We start from the raw sequence: 19275 nt of genomic DNA, 5'->3' as shown, positions 1-19275 counted from the left end.
CCATGGGCCTGCTCACCGGCATCCTCACCCTCCCGCTCGCGCCCCTGCGCACCACCCTCTGGGCCGCCGAGCAGCTCCAGGCCGCCGCCGAGACGCAGTACTACGACCCGGCCCCCGTCCGGCAGGCCCTCGTCGACCTGGAACGCGCTCTGCTGGACGGACGGATCGACGAGGCCGAGTACGACCGCCGCGAGGACGAACTTCTGGACCGGCTCGACGAGATCAACGCCCGGAGACGAGGCCCCCGACCATGACCCACCCGGCAGCAGGCGGCCTCGCCGGACCGCCCCGCTTTCCCTCCCCCTACGACCAGGGGCCCGGCAGCCAGACCGCCAACCTCGCCGACATCCTGGAACGGGTCCTCGACAAGGGCGTGGTCATCGCCGGTGACATCCGGATCAACCTGCTCGATATCGAACTGCTCACCATCAAGCTGCGCCTGCTCGTCGCCTCCGTCGACAAGGCGAAGGAGATGGGCATCGACTGGTGGGAACACGACCCGTCCCTCTCCTCCCGGGCCGCCCGCCCCGAGCGGTCCCTGGCCGACGAGAACGAACGACTGCGTGCCGAGATCGCCGCGCTCAAGGCGGCCGAGAGGAGCCCGGAGCCATGACCAGAACCGACCTCGTGTACACCTACGCCGTGCTGCGCCGCACCCCCGAGGCCACCGCGGCGGTGACGCGACTGCGCGGAGTCGCCGGAGAACCGATCCACCTGGTCGACCCGGCGGCCGGCACGCCGCGGCTCGCCTTCGCCGTCGGCCACGTCCCGGCCGTCGACTACGACGAGACGCCCCTCAAGGCCCACCTCGACGACCTGGACTGGCTCGAGTCCACGGTCCGCTCCCACCACGCCGTCGTGGCCGCGCTCGTCGGCTGCGGCGCCGCCGTACTGCCTCTGCGCCTGGCTACCGTCTACCACGACGAGGACAGCGCCCGGCAGGCCCTCGACACCCGCCGCGACTACTTCCTGTCCCTGCTGGACCGTCTCACGGGCCATGTGGAACTCGGCGTCAAGATCTACGCCACGCCCGACATCACCCCGCCCGAAGTGGACACCGGCACCGGGCAGGAACAGCCCACCGGCCTAGGTGCCGGCCGCGCCTATCTGTCGATCCGCCGCCGAAGACAACGCAGAAACGAGGAAGCCTGGCGCACGGTCACCCAGGCCGCCGCACACCTCACCGAAACGGCCGCCACCCTCGCCGTGGACCGCGTGGCACACAGCCCGCAGCGCGGCAGCCTCGCGGGGCCCGGCCCCGGCACCAACGTGGGCAACGACGCCTACCTCGTCCCCGCCGGCCGGGTCGACGCCTTCCGCGCCGGCATCCTCGCGGCCGCCGAGGGCGTCCCCGGCCTCCGCGTGGAGGTCACCGGCCCGTGGGCCCCCTACTCCTTCGCCCTCCAGCCGGAGCCGGAGCCCGCCGCGTGACCGTCGCCCCCTGCGCCGACCGTCCGGTCGCCCTCATCGACCTCCTGGACCGGCTCCTCCAGGGCGGCGTCGTCGTCACCGGCGACCTAGGGGGCTTCTGATGGATCTCCGCGGCGTCGCGACGCCCGGCACGCACTCTCGCCGCACCGGACAAAAGGCCGACTTGCTCCGCGAACAAGCCCTACGCCCGGCACGCCGAGAGCACGCACCGAACGCCGCTCCTTCTTCCACGGAGATCCATCAGAAGCCCCCTAGTCCTGTCCATCGCGGACGTCGACCTGGTCCGCATCGACCTGCGCGCGGTCATCGCCCCCGTGGCCGCGTCGGCACTCTCCCAGATCAGTGAGGCTCCATGCCCCCGGCCCGCCGTCTGACCACCGACCCCGACACGGTCGAACGCGACCTGGTCAAACTCGTCCTGACCGTCGTCGAACTCCTCCGCCAGCTCATGGAACGCCAAGCCCTCCACCGCGTCGACATCGGCGACCTGACAGAAGAACAGGAGGAACGCGTCGGCCTGACCCTGATGCTCCTCGACGACCGCATGCGAGAACTCTGCGCGCGCTACGACCTGCGCCCGGAGGACCTCAACCTGGACCTGGGTCCGCTGGGCACCCTGCTGCCGTCACACCGGTGACGGCTTCGCGCTGTCAGGCGCTCACGGCCGCCGGCATCGGCACCCGGGCCGCCTCGTACCGCTCCAGCACCACCCGTGCCACCTCCGGCGCCGGGCCCAGCACATCGGCCAGGACGTCCGCCTCCGCGGCCCCGCGTGCGATGCGGTCCGGGAGGAAGCCGGGGGCGAGGACGTAGGGGGCGACGGCCACCCGGGAGCAGCCCAGGGCACGGAGTTCGCGGACCGCGTCCTCGGTGCGGGGGAACCCCGCGGGAGAACCAGCGGAGGCGAACGCAGGTCGCACGGCGCACCAGCCGGTGTGCCGCCACTCCCGCGCGATTTCTGCGATCACTGCGATCGCCTCCGGGTCGGTGGACCCCGCCGAGGCCAGGACGACCCCGGTCGAGGACTTGTCGGCGGGGGACAGCCCCGCCTCGTGCAGGCGCCGTTCCAGGGCCGCGAGCAGCAGCGGGGACGGTCCGAGGACTTCCGCCTGGTGGATGCGGAGCTGCGGGGGAGCGTCCGCGAGAACCGCCGGGATGTCCGCCTTGGCGTGGAACGCCCGGGTCAGGAGGAGGGGGAGGGCCACGACGTCACGGACGCCCTGGACCGCCAGGGACTCCAGTACCCCCTGTACCGAGGGCACGTTGAACTCCAGGAAGCCTGTCTCCACGCGCAGGTCGGGGCGCAGGGTGCGGACCCGCCGTACCAGGGCGTGCACGGTCGCGGCGTGCCGCGGGTCGCGGCTGCCGTGTGCGATGACGAGGAGAACAGGCTTGTTGATCATGGGACTTCAGCTCTTCACCAGCAGGCCGCGGTTGCGCAGTACCCACCGCTCCAGCGGGCTGAAGATGAGCAGGTCGATGGCGATACCGACGATCAGAATGAGCAGGATGGCCTCGAACACCATGGCCATGTCGCTGGCGTTGCGGCCGTCCTCCAGCAGCTGCCCGAGGCCCACCCCCAGGTCGGGGAAGGACGCGATGATCTCCGCGGCCATCAGGGAACGCCAGGAGAACGCCCAGCCCTGCTTCAGACCGGCCACATAGCCGGGCAGAGCGGCTGGCAGCACGATGTGCCGGATGCCCTGCAGCCCGGTCGCGCCGAGCGTGCGGCCCGCGCGCAGGAACAGCGGCGGCACCTGGTCGACACCGGAGACGAGGCCGTTGGCGATCGACGGGACGGCGCCGAGCAGGATCACCGCGTACATCATCGAGTTGTTCAGGCCCAGCCAGATCACCGCCGGGGGAACCCAGGCGACCGACGGCAGGGACTGCAGGCCCGACAGGATCGGGCCGAGGGCCGCGCGGACGACCTTCACCCGGGCCACCAGCAGGCCAAGCGGCGTGCCGATCAGCAGGGCGAAGCAGAAGCCGAGCAGACCGCGCGAGACGCTGGTCCAGATGTAGCCGAGCAGCTCGCCCTCGAGCCACGCCGTGTGGACGACATCCCACACGGCGGACGGCGCGGGCAGCTTGGTCGGGTCAGTGACGACCTTGAACGAGACGAGGGCCTGCCAGACCGCCAGCACCAGCGCGACGGCGAGTACGGGCGGCAGGATCTTCTCGGTGAAGGTCTGCCGGAACGGCGTACGGTGCGTCTGCCTCGACTCCAGCGCGTCGAGGCCCGCCTCCAGACCGGCGAGATCGCTGCCGTCCTTGGCGACGGTCGTCGAATCAGTGCTGGCCATGACGGCGGATCTCCCCACGCAGTTCTTCGGTGATCTCGACGGACAGCTCCGCCACCTGGGTGTCCTCGATGCGGCGCGGGTGCGGGATGTCCACCCTCCACTCACGGGCGATCTTGCCCGGACGGGAGGACAGCAGCACCACGCGCTGCGCGAGCCGGACCGCCTCGCGCACGTTGTGCGTGACGAACAGGACGGACAGCTGGGTCTCGCGCCAGATGCGGGTCAGCTCGTCGTGCAGCACGTCCCGCGTGATGGCGTCCAGCGCCGCGAACGGCTCGTCCATGAGCAGCAGCTTGCTCTCCTGGGCGAGCGCGCGCGCCAGCGCGACACGCTGGCGCATACCGCCCGACAGCTCGTGCACCCGCTTGCCGTGCGCGCCCTTCAGCCGGACGAGTTCGAGCAGTTCCTCGGCCCGCTCGCGGCGCTCGGCCTTCGCGACGCCCCGCAGCTTCAGGGCGAGCTCGATGTTCTTGCCCGCGGTCAGCCACGGGAACAGCGCGTGCTCCTGGAACATCAGCGCCGGGCGGCCGTCCGTGGTGATCTCGCCGGCGGAGGGCCGGTCGAGGCCCGCCACCAGGTTGAGCAGCGTGGACTTGCCGCAGCCCGAGGCCCCCAGGAGGGTGACGAACTCGCCGGGCGCGACATCGAGGGTGATGTCGTCCAGGACGAGCTGCTGCCCGGCGGGGCCCGCGAACGACTTCGAAACGTGTTCGATCCGGGCGGCGTGTGTGGCCGACTCGGTGCCGTCGGCGGCCTTGGCGAGGGTGGTGGCCATGGTCGTCACCTCCTGGGAACTCTTCGGGATGCGGGCTACTTGGCGCCGAGACCGGCGTCGTCGACCGGGGGCGCGCCCTCGGCCTTGAGGACCTTGTTCAGCGGCGCGAGGTCGTAGATGCCGTCCAGGTTCGGCTTCTCCAGCAGCCCCGCCTTCACGGCGTGCTCGGCCTCGGTGTTGAGGGTGGAGGCCAGCGGGTCGTCGGTGAATCGGATCGACTTCCACGCCGGGTCCAGCACCTCGGCCGGCAGCGCCTTGCCGGAGTCCGCCTCCAACTGCTTGTTCGCCGCCGCCTTCGCCGCGTCCGGGTTGGCGTTGATCCACTTGTTGGTCTCGACCGAGCCCTTGAGCACGGCCTCGACGACCTTCGGGTGCTTCTCGAGGAATTCCTGCCGCACGATGATGTTCGTGATCACGAACTTCTTGTCGGGCCACAGCGACGCCTCGTCCAGCAGCACCTTGCCGCCCTCGGCGACCAGCTTCGACGCGGTCGGCTCCGGCACCCAGGCACCGTCGATGGACCCGGCCTTGTAGGCGTCCGGAGTGACCTTGTTGTCGCTGCGGACGACGGTGACGTCGCCCTTGCCGCTCTGCGGGTCGACCTTCCAGCCCTGCTCGGCGGCCCAGTTGAGGAACGCCACGTCCTGGGTGTTGCCGAGCTGCGGGGTGGCGATCTTCTTGCCCTTGACGTCCTTCAGGGACTTGATCTTGTCCGGGTTGACGACCAGCTTCACGCCGCCGGACGCCGAACCGCCGATGATGCGCAGGTTCTTGCCGGCGGCCTTGGTGTAGCCGTTGATCGCCGGGGAGGGGCCGATCCAGCCGATGTCGATGGACTTGGAGTTCAGCGCCTCGATCTCGGACGGACCGGCGTTGAAGATCGCCGGCTTGACCTCGGTGGCGCCCAGGGCCTTCTGGAGGAAGCCCTTCTGCACGCCCACCAGCGCGGTTCCGTGGGTGAGGTTGCCGAAGTAACCGATCTTGACCTGGTCGAGACCGTCGATCTTCTTCGCCCCGGCGGCGACCTTGGCGCCCCCGTCGTCCTCGGCCTGGGAGCCGTAGCCGCAGGCGGCCAGAGTGAGCAGGGGAAGCGCGGCTATGACCGCGAGGGATCGGCGCAGAGCGGATGATGCAGGCACGGGAGGTGTTCCTCTCGGAGGCCCGGCGGTCACGGTCTCTCAGGTCGTGGCCGGGAGGTCGGCAGGTCTTCTTCTACGGCGGTGGGGGGTGAGGGCGCGCAGGCAGTGCGCGTACGTCAGCGCACACATCGCGCCACTCCGCCCTGCCCGCTGCCGAGAGAACCGCTGCCGACGCGGCCGCCCTCCTTCGCGAACGTGGAGTAGAAGTCGGGGGAGTTCATGTCAGAAGTCCCACCCGTCGTCGTCGGCCTCGTCCTTCACGGGCTCCGGGGAGGCGAAGGACTCGCCGACCATGCCGGCGGTGAGGGTCTGGCCGTCGTTCGGGTCGATCAGGATGAACGAGCCGGTGCGCCGCGAGTCGGAGTAGGAGTCGACCGGCAGCGGCTCGGCGGTACGGATCTTCACCCGGCCGATGTCGTTCGCGACGAGCTGTCCCGGGTGCGGGTGCAGGGACAGGTCGTCGAGCGTGAGCCGGGACGGGATGTCCTTGACGATCGCCTTGACCGTGCGGGTGCCGTGCTTGAGCAGCACCCGGTGGCCGACGGTCAGCGGGGCGTCCGCGACATGGCAGACGGTCGCCTCGATGTCCTGCGTCGTCGCGGGCGCGTCCTTGGTGGGCACGATCAGGTCGCCGCGCGAGATGTCGATGTCGTCCTCCAGCAGGAGGGTCACCGACTGCGTGGTCCACGCGACGTCGACCGGCTCGCCCAGCAGGTCGATGCCGGCGACCTTCGAGGTGCGGCCCGAGGGCAGCACCGTGATCTGCTCGCCGACGTGGAAGGAACCGGCCGCGATCTGGCCGGCGTACCCCCGGTAGTCCGGGTGGTCGGAGTTCTGCGGCCGGATCACGTACTGCACGGGCAGCCGGGCGTGGCAGTGGCTCAGATCGTGGCTGACCGGCACCGTCTCCAGGTGCTCCAGCACCGTCGGGCCGCCGTACCAGTCCATGTTCGCGGAAGGCTCCACCACGTTGTCGCCGACGAGCGCCGAGATCGGGATCGCGGTGACCTCGGGGACGCCCAGCTCGGTCGCGTACGCCGTGAACTCCTCGGCGATGGCGGCGAACACCTTCTCCTCGTACGCGACGAGGTCCATCTTGTTGACCGCGAGGACCACGTGCGGGACGCGCAGCAGGGCGGCGAGGGCGGCGTGCCTGCGGGTCTGCTCGACGACGCCGTTGCGCGCGTCGACCAGGATGACCGTCAGCTCGGCCGTGGAGGCGCCGGTGACCATGTTCCGCGTGTACTGCACATGGCCGGGGGTGTCGGCGAGGATGAACCGCCGCAGGGGCGTGGCGAAGTAGCGGTACGCCACGTCGATGGTGATGCCCTGCTCCCGCTCGGCCCGCAGACCGTCCGTCAGCAGCGCGAGGTCCGGCGCCTCCTGGCCCCGGCTCGCCGAAGCGCGCTCCACGGCCTCCAGCTGGTCGGTGAGGACCGACTTGGAGTCGTGCAGCAGCCGGCCCACCAGGGTGGACTTGCCGTCGTCGACCGAACCGGCGGTGGCGAACCGCAGCAGGGTGGTCTCCGAGAGTTCCTCGGTGGTGATGGTGCTCATCTCTAGAAGTACCCCTCGCGCTTGCGGTCTTCCATCGCGGCTTCGGACATCTTGTCGTCGGCGCGGGTGGCGCCGCGCTCGGTGAGCCGGGAGGCGGCGATCTCGACGATCACCTTCTCGATGGTGTCGGCCTCGGAGTCGACGGCTCCGGTGCAGGACATGTCACCGACCGTGCGGTAGCGCACCAGGCGCTTCTCCACGGACTCGCCGTCCTTCGGGCCGCCCCACTCGCCGGCGGTCAGCCACATGCCGCTGCGCTGGAACACCTCGCGCTCGTGGGCGTAGTAGATCTGCGGCAGCTCGATGCCCTCGCGGGCGATGTACTGCCACACGTCCAGCTCGGTCCAGTTGGACAGCGGGAACACGCGGACGTGCTCGCCGGGGGCGTGCCGGCCGTTGTACAGGTTCCACAGCTCCGGGCGCTGCCGGCGCGGGTCCCACTGGGAGAACTCGTCCCGCAGGGAGAACACCCGCTCCTTGGCCCGGGCCTTCTCCTCGTCGCGCCGTCCGCCGCCGAAGACCGCGTCGAACTTCTCCGCCTGGATCTTCTCGGTCAGCGGCAGCGTCTGCAGCGGGTTGCGGGTGCCGTCCGGGCGCTCCTTGAGCACACCACGGTCGATGTAGTCCTGCACGGAGGCGACGTGCAGCCGCAGCCCGTGCCGCTCGACCGTGCGGTCCCGGTAGTCGAGGACCTCGGGGAAGTTGTGCCCGGTGTCCACGTGCAGCAGGGAGAACGGCACCGCCGCCGGACGGAAGGCCTTCAGGGCCAGGTGCAGCATGACGATGGAGTCCTTGCCGCCGGAGAAGAGGATCACCGGCCGCTCGAACTCGCCCGCCACCTCGCGGAAGATGTGCACCGCCTCGGACTCGAGGGCGTCGAGGTGGGACAGCGCGTAGGGGCTGTCGGTCTCCTCGGAAACGGTGGCGGCGGTCGTCATGCCAGTCCCCTTTCGGTGAGCAGGGCGTATACGGACGCCGCGGACTCCTGCACGGTCTGGTTCTGCGACTCGATGCGCAGATCCGGCGACTCGGGTGCCTCGTACGGGTCGTCGACCCCGGTGAGTCCCGTGAGCTCGCCCGCCGCCTGCTTGGCGTACAGGCCCTTCACGTCCCGCTCGCTGCACACGTCGACCGGCGTGGCGACGTGCACCTCGACGTACGCCGTCCCGTTCGCCTGGTGCCGCTTGCGCACCGATTCGCGGCTGTCCTGGTAGGGCGCGATGACCGGGACGAGGGCGAGCACGCCGTTGCGGGCGAGCAGTTCGGCGACGAAGCCGATCCGCTGCACGTTGGTGTGCCGGTCCTCGCGGCTGAAGCCGAGGCCCGCCGAGAGGAACTCGCGGATCTCGTCGCCGTCGAGCACCTCGACGCGGTGGCCCTCGGCGCGCAGCCGACCGGCCAGCTCGTGGGCGATGGTGGTCTTGCCCGCACTCGGCAGACCCGTGAGCCAGACGGTGGCTCCGGTCGTCACGTCGTTCTCCTGAGTCGTCGTCGTCATCCGTGCAGCCCGCACTCGGTCTTGCTGCGGCCCGCCCAGCGGCCGGCGCGCGCGTCCTCGCCTTCCAGCACCCGGCGGGTGCAGGGGGCGCAGCCGACGGAGGGGTACCCGTCCATCAGCAGCGGGTTCGTCAGGACGCCGTGTTCGGTGACGTAGGCGTCCACGTCGTCCTGGGTCCAGCGGGCGATCGGGGAGATCTTGACCTTCTGCCGCTTCTCGTCCCAGCCGACCACCGGGGTGTTCGCCCGGGTCGGGGACTCGTCGCGGCGCAGACCGGTCGCCCAGGCCTGATAGCCCTTCAGGCCTTCCTCCAGCGGCTGCACCTTGCGCATCGCGCAGCACAGGTCGGGGTTGCGGTCGTGCAGCTTGGGGCCGTACTCGGCGTCCTGCTCGGCGACCGTCAGGCGCGGCGTGAGCGTGATGACGTTGACGTCCATCACGGCGTCGACCGCGTCACGGGTGCCGATGGTCTCCTCGAAGTGGTAGCCGGTGTCGAGGAAGACGACGTCCACGCCGGGCATCGCGCGGGAGGCGAGGTGGGCCACCACCGCGTCCTCCATGGAGGAGGTCACGCAGAAGCGCTTGCCGAACGTCTCGGCCGCCCACTGGAGGATCTCCAGCGCGGAGGCGTCCTCCAGGTCGCGGCCCGCCTGCTCGGCGAGCGCCTTCAGTTCCTCGGTGCCGCGCTCTTCCTGAGTGGTCGTCATATCTCTGCCCCTCCGGAGTCGGATCGCTTCAGTCCCTGGGCCAGCAGGCCGAGGAACTTCAGCTGAAAGGCCCGGCTGCACGCCGCGCATTCCCACGCGCCATGTGCCTCGGCGCTCGGACGCAGGTCCTCGTCACCGCAGTACGGGCAGTAGAAGGGGGCGGCGCGCTCGCTCATGAGAGGGCCTCCTCGCTGGCCCGGGCGGCCCAGGCGGCGAACCGCTCGCCGTCCTCGCGCTCCGCCTCGAACCGCTTCAGGACGCGCTCGATGTAGTCGGGCAGCTCTTCCGAGGTGACCTTCAGGCCGCGCACCTTGCGGCCGAAGCCCGCCTCCAGGCCCAGCGCGCCGCCGAGGTGCACCTGGTAGCCCTCGACCTGCTCGCCCTCGCCGTTGACGACCAGCTGGCCCTTGAGACCGATGTCCGCCACCTGGATACGGGCGCAGGCGTTCGGGCAGCCGTTGAGGTTGATGGTGAGCGGCTCGTCGAAGTCCGGCAGACGGCGCTCCAGTTCGTCGATGAGCTGCGCGCCGCGCTGCTTGGTCTCGACGATGGCGAGCTTGCAGAACTCGATGCCGGTGCAGGCCATGGTGCCGCGCCGGAAGGTGGACGGCCGGGCGGTCAGGTCGAGCGCCTCCAGGCCCTCGACCAGCGACTCGACCTTGTCCTCCTCGACATCGAGGACGATCATCTTCTGCTCGACGGTGGTGCGCACCCGGCCCGAGCCGTGGGCCTCGGCGAGGTCGGCGATCTTCGTGATGGTCGCGCCCTCGACGCGTCCCACGCGCGGGGCGAAACCGACGTAGAAGCGGCCGTCGTTCTGCCGGTGCACACCGATGTGGTCGCGCCACTGCTGGGACGGCTGCTCGGGGGCCGGGCCGTCGACCAGCTTGCGCTTCAGGTACTCGTCCTCCAGCACCTGCCGGAACTTCTCCGCGCCCCAGTCGGCGACGAGGAACTTCAGCCGGGCGCGGGTGCGCAGCCGGCGGTAGCCGTAGTCGCGGAAGATCGAGATGACGCCCTCGTAGACGTCCGGGACGTCATCGATCGACACCCAGGCGCCCAGCCGCACACCCAGCTTGGGGTTCGTGGAGAGGCCGCCGCCGACCCACACGTCGAAGCCCGGGCCGTGCTCGGGGTGCCGGACGCCGACGAAGGCGACGTCGTTGATCTCGTGCACCACGTCCAGCACCGGCGAACCCGAGATCGCGGTCTTGAACTTGCGGGGGAGGTTCGAGTACGCCGGGTTGTTCAGGACGCGGCGCTTCATCTCCTCCAGGGCCGGGGTGGCGTCGATGATCTCGTCCTCGGCGATACCCGCGACGGGCGAGCCGATCATCACGCGCGGGGTGTCGCCGCAGGCGGTGACCGTCGACAGGCCCACGCCCTCCAGCCGGTTCCAGATCTCGGGCACGTCCTCGATCCGGATCCAGTGGTACTGGACGTTCTGCCGGTCCGTGATGTCGGCGGTGCCGCGCGCGAACTCCTGCGAGATCTCACCGATGACCCGCAGCTGCTGAGTGGTCAGCGCCCCGCCGTCGATGCGGACGCGCAGCATGAAGTACTCGTCGTCCAGCTCCTCCGGCTCCAGGATCGCGGTCTTGCCGCCGTCGATCCCGGGACGGCGCTGGGTGTACAGGCCCCACCAGCGCATCCGGCCGCGCAGGTCGTTGGGGTCGATCGAGTCGAAGCCCCGCTTGGAGTAGATCGTCTCAATGCGTGTCCGCACATTGAGACCGTCGTCGTCCTTCTTGAACTGCTCGTTGCCGTTGAGCGGGGTGTGGTGTCCCACGGCCCACTGACCCTCACCGCGGTGACGGCTCACCTTGCGGCGGGGAGTCGCGGCGGCAGGCTTCTGCGGGGTGGCGGCCATGGTTGATACGTCCTTCGGGACAGGCGGGAAAGCGGCTCTGACCTGCGCGTGCGGGCGCACGCTGCTACGGGCGCGTCATTGCGCAGGAAAGGAGACAAGAAAGGGGGATGCCGGGCTGCGTGAGTGCTCTCAGCGCGCCGGACAGATGGCGCTGGACATGCGGCCGAGGTCGACGTGCCGCCGACTCACCAAGGCAATTCCAGTTCCAGACATGACGGAAGCGTGTCACGGCGATCTGGACACAGTCCAGCTTCGTCCAAGATTCGGACACTCGTGTCTCGAAATCCAAGACACGCGTGGCCTTGGTCACATCGGGTCGCCCCGGGGTGTCCGACCAGGTCAGACGGGGAACGCCCCAGGCCACGGTCCCGGAGCGGCGACGTCCGTTTCCTCCTCGACCTTGGTGTCGAACAGCTGGAACCCACGGCGCAGGTAGTTGTCCATCGCGTGCTCGCCGTCCTTGCTGCACGTGTGCAGCCAGACCCGCTTCGTCGGCGTCAGTCCCGCCCAGCGGTCCGCCAGGTCCCAGGCCCGGGCCGTGCCGTACGACAGCAGGTGCCCGCCGATGCGCCGGCCCCGGAAGCCGGGCAGCAGTCCGAAGTAGACGATCTCCACGACCGCGTCGTCCTGCGCCTCCAGCTCCACGTACCCGGCGGGCGTGCCCCGGTCGTAGGCCACCCATGTCTCCACGCCGGGCCGCTCCAGGTGCTCCACCCACCGCTCGTACGACCAGCCCAGCCGGTCGGTCCAGCGGATGTCGCCGCCCACCGACGCGTACAGGAACCGGCTGAACTCGGGCGAGGGCACCTCGGAGCGGACGACCCGGACGTCCCCCTCCGGCGCCACGGCCGGCAGCAGGTCGGTCGGGGCGGTCTGCTCCAGGGACCAGGTGGTCACGGCGATGGTCGGCATGAGGGTCAGGAAACCATCAGGTATGACGACCTGTCGAACGCCCGGCCCGCCGCGGGGCCCGCCCGAGGGCGCCGGAGCCCCGGTGCGGCGGCGTCTTCGGTCACGTCATCGCAAAGCCGGAATTGCAAAACTAAAGACGGGATCAAGAGTGAACCGGGGTCTCGGAAAAGCGTTGACCCGGGGCTCGTGATCATGCGAATCTCGGGCCGCTCGAAAAGCAATTGCACGGCCTCCCCCCACACGCCCTTTCCACCCCTGCCTCCGGGCATTCGGATGAATCGGAAGAAGTGTCATCATGGCCAGTGCTCTCACCGCGGTGCGGAATGTCAACAGACGGACGGCGGCCCTCGCCCTCGCCGTCGTCTCCTGCGCGGGCGCCACCACGATCGCCACCGAAGGCCAGGCCCACGCGGTCACCCCCGTCTACTCCTCCTCGCCGTGCATCTCCCGTGACTCCAGGGGCTTCGACCCCGACTGCGAGGCGGACCTCTTCATCAACTACAACTCCTCGCCCCAGAGCGGTGTCAAGCCGGCCCCCGGCGCGTACGCCGACATGTACGGGGACATCTACGACTACTCCGCCGGCCTGGACGGCAACGGCGTCTACGTCTTCGTCTTCAGCACCGCCGGCGACCGGCCCGGCGCGGGACAGAAGATCAAGAACAACGCGGCCTCCGCCGACCCCTGCGGCGTGAACAGCTACCGCATCTACTACAACTCCGGCTACACCGGCCACTCCCAGTACTTCGGCTCCGACCAGTTCTGCGACGGGGACTTCAACTTCGACTCCACGCTGAAGAACGAGGACGCCTCGGAGCACTGGTCCTGACGGCGTCGCAACCGAGCGGCTCGTCGCGGCAGGGGAGAGGAAGATGCGCAGGTCGAGGGCCGCAGGGCCCCTGGTGGCCGTGGTGGCGGGCGCGCTGCTCGCCCTGGCCGGATGTTCCCCCTTCGGTGGAACCGGCGAATCCCCGGCGGGAGGTGCCGGTCCGTCACGGAGTGGCACCCCCGCATGGCCCGCGACGACGCCCCGGTCAGGGCTCGCCAAAGGCCTGGTCCTGCCCCTGGAGGCCTACATGGAGCCGTACGCGGACACCGTGGCCATCCAGCAGGCGGTCGACCGGCTCGCCACCCAGTGCATGAAGCGGTACGGCTACGTCTACACCGCGCCGGCCCGCGGCACGACCCCGCCGCCCAGCAGCGACGACTCCAACATGCCGCGGCGCTACGGCATCACCGACCGGGACCTGGCCGCCCGGTACGGCTACTTCCTCGGCGACGGCGGCCGTACGCCACCGCCCGCACCGCGGCTCACGGCCGCCGAGACGGCCGTACTCACCGGGCGGCTCGCCGTCACCCCCGGCGCGAAGAAGGCCCCGGCGGTGATCGACGGCAGGCGCATCCCCGAGAACGGGTGCCTCGGGGAGTCGCTCCGCAGGATCGGGCCGCGCATCGACGAGTCGCCGGCCAGCAGGCTGGACTACGAGAGCCTGCGCCGCTCGCAGAGCGACCCCCGCGTCCTGGCCGTCATCGGCGCCTGGTCGCGCTGCATGAAGGCGAAGGGCTACACCGTCGCAAGTCCCCTCGACGCCGCGAACCTCACTCCCGACACCCGCCACGGGCAGGCCGACCAGGCGGACATCACCACGGCCCTGACCGACATCGACTGCAAGCGCCGTACCGGACTGGTCAAGACCTGGTACACCGTCGAATCAGCCGTCCAGCGCCGGCAGATCGAACAGAACCAGCTGCAGCTGAATCAGCTGAAAAACCGGATCGCGACGGAAGTGAAAGCGGCGACGGCGGTCCTGGGGCGCAATTCGTGAACCAGAAATCCCGAGTTCTCCCGATCGCTTTGCTCTGAAAGGAATTCCCTTTTCCATGGGATCGCGTACTGCCCGGCGGCGGCGCACCGTCGTGGGCGTGGCAGCCGCCGCCGGGCTCCTGTCGGTCGGCGGGCTGGCCGGGTCGGGCCTGGTGCGGTCGCCCTCGCAGGCCGCCGCTGACACCCGCCCGCCACCGCCGAGCGTGATCACCGCGCCGGTGGTGCGGCGGGTACTGCGCTCCACCGTGGTGCTCCGCGGCACCTTCGCCAACGGACGGACGGTCTCCGCCCAGCCGACGTCCGTGGCCGACACCGAGGCCCCCTCGCGGCCCGCCCAGCTGGTCGTGACCGGGGTGTTCACCCGCCCGGGCCGCCGGGTGAAGGCGGCCGAGGCCCTGGTGGAGTGCTCAGGGCGGCCGGTGTTCGCGCTGCCCGGAGCCGTGCCCGCCTACCGCGATCTGGTCTTCGGCGAACAGGGCGGAGACGTCGGGCAACTGCAGAAGGCGCTGACGTCGCTCGGCTACGGCACCGGCCACGACACCCGGGGCGTCTTCGGCCCCGGCACCGAGCGGGCGGTGCGCGCCCTCTACCGGCACCTGGACTCACCCGTGCCCGTGTCCCGCGACGGCAGCGCGGACGCCTCCGCCACGGCCACCGCCACCGGCACGGGCGGCCGGGACGAGAGCGACTCCGGTGCGTCGCCCGCACCGGCCGGCGCCGGCGCGGCGACACCCCGGGAGAGTGCCGAGCCCGTCGAGCACGCCATGGTGCCGGCGTCGGAGGTGCTCTTCGTGCCGTCACTGCCCGCCCGGGTGGTGTCCGTCCCGGTCCGGGTCGGCGATCCGGTCAAGGGCCCGGTCCTCACCCTGGCGCGCGGCGGCCTGACCCTCACCGGGCAGCTGGACCCGGCCCAGTCCGGCCTCGTCACCCCCGGCATGAAGGTGTCCGTGCTCTCCGAGGCCACCGGCGCCCAGGCGCGGGGCACCGTCGAGTCGGTCGGCGCCCTCGTCACCCCCGGCGACGGCAAGGACGCCTCCGGCGGGACGCAGGACCCCGGCGGCGCCGCGGCGGGCGGCGGCGCCTACCGGCCGCTGGCCGTGAAGCCCGCCAAGACGTGGAGCGCGGCCTTCGCCGGCCAGGACGTACGGATCACCGTGACCGCCGCGGCGACCGCGAAGGCGGTCCTCGCGGTCCCGGAGGCCGCGATCACCGCCGGAGCGGACACCCACACGGCGGTCACGGTGGTCACGGCCGCCGGCGGCCGGCGGACCGTGCGGGTGACGACAGGGGTGTCCGCGGACGGCCTGGTGCAGATCACGCCGGTCGGCGCCGGCCTGGAACCGGGCGCACGGGTCGTGGTCGGGACATGACGACGGCACCCACGGACCGGGCCGCCTCCGCCGAACCGCCCGTGGTCCTGCGCCTGGCGGGCTGCTCGAAGACGTACCCGGGGGCCCCACCCGTGCACGCCCTGCGCGCGGCCGACCTGACCGTGCGGGCCGGCGACTACCTGACGGTGGTCGGGCCATCCGGCTCCGGGAAGTCCACGCTGCTGAATCTGCTCGGGCTGCTGGACCGGCCCACGGCGGGCACCTTCACCCTGGCCGGGGTGGACGTGGCGCAGCTGCCCGAGCGGGAGCGGACGGCGCTGCGCGGGCGCCGGATCGGCTTCGTCTTCCAGGAGTTCCACCTGCTGCCGTACCGCACGGCACTGGAGAACGTGGCGCTGGCCCGGCTCTACGTCACCGGCCGCGCCGCCGACCGGGACCGTGCCGCCACCGACGCGCTGGAGCGGGTGGGGCTCGGCCACCGTCTGCACGCCCTGCCCACCACCCTCTCCGGCGGCGAGAGACAGCGGGTGGCCATCGCCCGCGCCCTGGTCAACGAGCCGGACCTGCTGCTGTGCGACGAACCCACCGGCAACCTCGACTCCGCCACGGCCGCCACCGTCATGGATCTGCTCGGGCGCCTCAACACGGCGGGTGTCACCGTCGTCGTCATCACCCACGACCCGGCGGTGGCCGCTCGCGCCCACCGCCGCGTCACTATCCTCGACGGCCGGCTCCTGGCACGCGACGAGCACCACGAGCACGCCGGGGCCGGCCTCCCGACGGCCGGGAAGGCCAGTGCCTCATGAGGGCCCTCCGGCCCGGCCGGGCCAGGCCCCGTACCGGCCGCCCCGTCGCCGCCGCCCCGACCCGGCTGCACGCGCGCGACCTGCTCTCCGAGGCCCTCACCGGCCTGGTCCAGCGCCCGGGCCGGTCGACCCTGACCATGCTGGGCACCGTCCTCGGCGTCTGGGCCTTCGTCGCGGTGCTGGGCCTGACCTCCACGGCGACCGGGCAGATCACCAAGTCCTTCAGCCTGCTGGAGGAGACCACCGTCACCGTGGCGGACGCGGCCCCCGGCACCACCCGGGCCACCAGTTTCCCGGCCGACACCGACGCCCGTCTGAAGCGTCTGAACGGCGTGGTGTCCGGAGGGCTGTGGTGGACCGTGCCCGTGCGCGACCGGCTCATCTCGCCGCGGCCGGACGTCACGGCCGCCGGTGCCGGCACCCAGGGCTCCGGCATCGGTGTGTACGCGGCGTCCCCCGGCGCCCTGCGCGCCATGCGGCCCACCCTCTCCACCGGCACCCTCTACGGCGCCTTCCACCAGGCCCGGGGCGAGCGGGTGTGCCTGCTGGGGCTCTCGGCGGCCCGGCTGCTGGGCATCAGCCGGCTCGACGGCGAACCCGCCGTCTTCGTCGACGGCACCTCGTACAGCGTGGTGGGCATCGTCGCCGACACCGAACGGCTGCCGCAGACCCTGCTGGGCATCGTCATCCCCACGACCACCGCGCTGCGGGAGTACGGCGCGCCCACGGACTCCCCGGCCCAGGCGCTGATCCGGACCCGCCCCGGAGCGGCACAACTGGTCGCGCGGCAGGCACCCCTGGCGCTGCGGCCGGACCGGCCGGACCTGCTCAGGGCGACCCCGCCGCCCGACCCGCACGGCCTGCGGGACCAGGTCGACACCGACCTGTCCGGGCTGTTCCTGGTGCTGGCCGTGATCTGTCTGGTCGTCGGGGCGTTCGGCATCGCCAACACCACGCTGGTCGCGGTCCTGGAGCGCAGGGCCGAGATCGGGCTGCGGCGCGCCCTGGGCGCACGGCCACGCCACATCACCGCCCAGTTCCTGACCGAGTCCATGACCCTGGGCACGCTCGGCGGCCTGATCGGCACCTCAATGGGCGTCGGCACGGTGCTGGGCACCGCCCTGGTCCGCGACTGGACGGCCGTACTCCAGCCCGCGGCCGTCCTGCCGGCCCCGCTCGTCGGCACCGTCACCGGACTGCTCGCGGGGCTGTACCCCGCCCTGCGGGCCGCCCGGACCGAGCCCCTGGTGGCACTGCGCCGCTGAGCCGCCCGGCCCTCGACCCGCCTCCGCCCCGCGGCAGACCACGCCGTCAAGACCCCCTGTTCGTCCGGACCTTGGAGAAGCCTTGAGGCTGAGACACAGACCCCGCACCCCCTTCGCCCTGCTGGCCGCCGCACTGGCGGTCGCCGGCCTGACGCAGACCGGGCCGGCCTGGGCCGCGCCCCCCGCCTCGTCAAAGGCGACGGCCTCCGCGGCCCCGGGTGCGGCGGACAACGATCCCAAGCCGCCGCGGCAGGACCAGTCCTCCAAGGTGCTCTCCCCGGGCACCGTCCTGCCGAAGACCTGGAAGACCTCGACGGACACCGCCGTGACCGTGGCCGGTGACGGGTCCGGTCTGCATGTGCTCACCGCCAGGAGCCGTGACGCCTACCAGTGGCGCACGGTCGCCACCCTCTCGGAACCCGGTTTCGGCACCGACCTGTGGATCGGCAACGCCTGTGTGACCGGCTCCGGGAAACGCGCGGTCGTGGTCTACGGACCCAGGGACTTCACCAACCGGCCGGACCTGATGGAGCGGGGCGGCTTCGCGGCCGTCGTCGATCTGACCAGCGGCAAGGTCACCAAGCTCGCCGACACGGTGACCCTGGCGTACTTCGACCCGGGCTGCGGCACGGGGGAGACCGCCGTGCTCACCCAGGTCGGTGACGACCGCACGGACCAGACCCGGCTGCTCACGGTGGACACCGTCACCGGCGCCGTCACCCACCGGCAGACCGCGAAGGTCCGCGTCACCTCGGCCGTCCCCACCGGCACCACCATCGTCGGCGCGGCGGCGGGACGGCTGATCCGCTTCGACCGGAAGAACCACGCCACCCAGCTCGCCACCACCTCCGGACCCGCCTTCGAGCTGCGCGCCGACAGCGGTGGCGGCGTCGACTTCCTGGACGGCGCGGGCGGCAAGGCCCGCGCCCGCCGCAGCGCCGGCGCCACGACCTCCACCATCGCCGAAGGCGCCACGGGCTCGCTGGGCCTCGCGGCCGGAACGTCCGGGCGGGTCTTCCTCACCGGCAAGCCCACCACCGCGCGGCTGCCCTCCACCGTGCGCCGGCTGAAGGCGGCCGCACACGCCACGGTGTCCTCCACCGGCTCGCTCGCCGTGGACCAGGCGGTGTCCGCGAGCCTGCGCAGCCACGTCAGCAACCCGCTGGCGGCCACCGCCTGGAACACGCCCGCACCGCTGCGGATCAAGACGGAGGTGCCCGCGACCGGAAAGAAGGTCGCGTTCACCGTCGCAGCGGCCCCCGTCACCCCCAAGACCGCGGGCAGAAAGGCCTCACCCGCCCTCACGGCCGCCCACACCAGCACCGCGGCCGAGCCCCACACCACGACAGCGGCCAGGCCCACCGCCATGACCGGGCCCAAGCCCGGCACCGCGGCACCGGCGACGCTGTCGTCGGCGGCGATGTCCGCGGCGACGGTCACCACCGCGGCAGCGGGCGACCCCGACTCCACCGTCGACACCGACCGGACCTGCTCCCAGCCCCGCAACGACCCGGCGCAGCAGGCCTACCAGCCGACGCCCAACCAGGTCGAGTGGGCCGTCGACATGGCCGTGCGCGGCGACCTGACCAGCTCCTGGGTCCGCCAGGGCGGCTGGCGTACGGCCGACGGACTCGGCACGGTGAACCCGCAGGGCATGTTCCCGCTGCCCGGACTCACCGGCACCTCGGGCGGACGCATACCCGCCCAGGTCCTGCTCGGTGTGCTGGCCCAGGAATCCAACCTCTGGCAGGCCGAGGGCGGCGCCCTGCCCGGCCAGACCAGTTCCACCCTCGCGAGCACCAACGGCTTCTACGGCCACCCGAACGACCCGGCGACCCCCGAGGACCACTGGC

The 19275-nt window shown here is 71.5% G+C and carries 22 protein-coding genes and 1 pseudogene; 11 read left to right on the top strand and 12 right to left on the bottom strand.

What is annotated here, in order from left to right; genetic code table 11:
- Positions 1-2 precede the first annotated feature (2 nt).
- The 5 genes from ACWIF2_RS19255 (at position 3) to ACWIF2_RS19235 (ending at position 2068) form a co-directional block, all read left to right on the top strand.
- A complete protein-coding gene (locus ACWIF2_RS19255; protein ID WP_454361737.1) occupies positions 3-254 on the top strand; it encodes a gas vesicle protein GvpG in 252 nt (83 codons plus the stop codon).
- On the top strand, positions 251-613 hold the full coding sequence (locus tag ACWIF2_RS19250) for a gas vesicle protein (protein WP_454361705.1): 363 nt from the start codon (positions 251-253) through the stop codon (positions 611-613). The genes ACWIF2_RS19255 and ACWIF2_RS19250 overlap by 4 nt, the downstream gene beginning before the upstream one ends.
- Entirely contained in the window at positions 610-1431 is an 822-nt protein-coding gene (locus ACWIF2_RS19245) for a GvpL/GvpF family gas vesicle protein (RefSeq protein WP_454361704.1), read from the top strand. Before ACWIF2_RS19250 ends, ACWIF2_RS19245 begins: the two co-directional genes overlap by 4 nt.
- The gene (gvpJ, locus tag ACWIF2_RS19240) at positions 1428-1532 is read left to right on the top strand and encodes a gas vesicle protein GvpJ (protein ID WP_454361703.1); all 105 of its coding nucleotides are present in this window, start codon (positions 1428-1430) and stop codon (positions 1530-1532) included. The genes ACWIF2_RS19245 and gvpJ overlap by 4 nt, the downstream gene beginning before the upstream one ends.
- Positions 1533-1783: 251 nt before the next feature.
- Entirely contained in the window at positions 1784-2068 is a 285-nt protein-coding gene (locus ACWIF2_RS19235) for a gas vesicle protein K (protein WP_454361702.1), read from the top strand.
- A gap of 13 nt (positions 2069-2081) precedes the next feature.
- Here ACWIF2_RS19235 and ACWIF2_RS19230 read toward each other — a convergent pair whose 3' ends face one another.
- The 12 genes from ACWIF2_RS19230 to ACWIF2_RS19175 form a co-directional block, all read right to left on the bottom strand.
- Positions 2082-2834, bottom strand: coding sequence for a sirohydrochlorin chelatase (locus ACWIF2_RS19230; protein ID WP_454361701.1), 753 nt, complete (start codon positions 2832-2834; stop codon positions 2082-2084).
- A 6-nt stretch (positions 2835-2840) separates the two neighbouring features.
- A complete protein-coding gene (locus tag ACWIF2_RS19225) occupies positions 2841-3737 on the bottom strand; it encodes an ABC transporter permease (RefSeq protein ID WP_454361700.1) in 897 nt (298 codons plus the stop codon).
- Positions 3724-4512 (bottom strand): ABC transporter ATP-binding protein, encoded by a 789-nt coding sequence (locus tag ACWIF2_RS19220; RefSeq protein WP_454361699.1) that lies wholly within the window; start codon positions 4510-4512, stop codon positions 3724-3726. The genes ACWIF2_RS19225 and ACWIF2_RS19220 overlap by 14 nt, the downstream gene beginning before the upstream one ends.
- A gap of 35 nt (positions 4513-4547) precedes the next feature.
- Positions 4548-5651 (bottom strand): ABC transporter substrate-binding protein, encoded by a 1104-nt coding sequence (locus ACWIF2_RS19215; protein ID WP_454361698.1) that lies wholly within the window; start codon positions 5649-5651, stop codon positions 4548-4550.
- A 222-nt stretch (positions 5652-5873) separates the two neighbouring features.
- Positions 5874-7208 carry a sulfate adenylyltransferase subunit 1 gene (locus tag ACWIF2_RS19210; protein ID WP_454361697.1) on the bottom strand — a complete coding sequence of 445 codons (1335 nt, stop codon included), beginning with the start codon at positions 7206-7208 and terminating at the stop codon, positions 5874-5876.
- 2 nt (positions 7209-7210) lie between these two features.
- On the bottom strand, positions 7211-8146 hold the full coding sequence (cysD, locus tag ACWIF2_RS19205) for a sulfate adenylyltransferase subunit CysD (RefSeq protein WP_454361696.1): 936 nt from the start codon (positions 8144-8146) through the stop codon (positions 7211-7213).
- Positions 8143-8679: an adenylyl-sulfate kinase gene (gene cysC / locus ACWIF2_RS19200; RefSeq protein WP_454361736.1), complete on the bottom strand. Its 537-nt coding sequence runs from the start codon at positions 8677-8679 to the stop codon at positions 8143-8145. The genes cysD and cysC overlap by 4 nt, the downstream gene beginning before the upstream one ends.
- A gap of 23 nt (positions 8680-8702) precedes the next feature.
- Positions 8703-9413 (bottom strand): phosphoadenylyl-sulfate reductase, encoded by a 711-nt coding sequence (locus ACWIF2_RS19195; protein ID WP_454361695.1) that lies wholly within the window; start codon positions 9411-9413, stop codon positions 8703-8705.
- Positions 9410-9589, bottom strand: coding sequence for a hypothetical protein (locus ACWIF2_RS19190; RefSeq protein ID WP_382496263.1), 180 nt, complete (start codon positions 9587-9589; stop codon positions 9410-9412). Before ACWIF2_RS19190 ends, ACWIF2_RS19195 begins: the two co-directional genes overlap by 4 nt.
- Entirely contained in the window at positions 9586-11283 is a 1698-nt protein-coding gene (locus ACWIF2_RS19185; protein WP_454361694.1) for a nitrite/sulfite reductase, read from the bottom strand. The genes ACWIF2_RS19190 and ACWIF2_RS19185 overlap by 4 nt, the downstream gene beginning before the upstream one ends.
- Positions 11284-11412: 129 nt before the next feature.
- Positions 11413-11496, bottom strand: coding sequence for a putative leader peptide (locus tag ACWIF2_RS19180; RefSeq protein ID WP_310591794.1), 84 nt, complete (start codon positions 11494-11496; stop codon positions 11413-11415).
- A 126-nt stretch (positions 11497-11622) separates the two neighbouring features.
- Positions 11623-12195, bottom strand: a complete 573-nt coding sequence (locus tag ACWIF2_RS19175) for a GNAT family N-acetyltransferase (RefSeq protein WP_454361693.1) — start codon at positions 12193-12195, stop codon at positions 11623-11625.
- 295 nt (positions 12196-12490) lie between these two features.
- Between ACWIF2_RS19175 and ACWIF2_RS19170 the strand changes: the two genes are divergently transcribed.
- From ACWIF2_RS19170 to ACWIF2_RS19145, 6 genes and pseudogenes are all read left to right on the top strand, one after another.
- A complete protein-coding gene (locus ACWIF2_RS19170; RefSeq protein WP_454361692.1) occupies positions 12491-13024 on the top strand; it encodes a hypothetical protein in 534 nt (177 codons plus the stop codon).
- A 43-nt stretch (positions 13025-13067) separates the two neighbouring features.
- The gene (locus ACWIF2_RS19165) at positions 13068-14021 is read left to right on the top strand and encodes a hypothetical protein (RefSeq protein ID WP_454361691.1); all 954 of its coding nucleotides are present in this window, start codon (positions 13068-13070) and stop codon (positions 14019-14021) included.
- A 55-nt stretch (positions 14022-14076) separates the two neighbouring features.
- A complete protein-coding gene (locus tag ACWIF2_RS19160) occupies positions 14077-15390 on the top strand; it encodes a peptidoglycan-binding protein (RefSeq protein WP_454361690.1) in 1314 nt (437 codons plus the stop codon).
- Positions 15387-16157 (top strand): ABC transporter ATP-binding protein, encoded by a 771-nt coding sequence (locus ACWIF2_RS19155; RefSeq protein ID WP_454361689.1) that lies wholly within the window; start codon positions 15387-15389, stop codon positions 16155-16157. Before ACWIF2_RS19160 ends, ACWIF2_RS19155 begins: the two co-directional genes overlap by 4 nt.
- Positions 16154-17422, top strand: coding sequence for an ABC transporter permease (locus ACWIF2_RS19150; RefSeq protein WP_454361688.1), 1269 nt, complete (start codon positions 16154-16156; stop codon positions 17420-17422). Before ACWIF2_RS19155 ends, ACWIF2_RS19150 begins: the two co-directional genes overlap by 4 nt.
- 82 nt (positions 17423-17504) lie before the next feature.
- Positions 17505-19275: pseudogene (locus ACWIF2_RS19145) on the top strand (SGNH/GDSL hydrolase family protein); the annotation flags it as partial.

The sequence above is a fragment of the Streptomyces sp. NPDC055506 genome (genome assembly GCF_053643595.1).
Note: the sequence above shows the minus strand (reverse complement) of the source record. Positions and strands in the feature narration are given on the sequence as shown.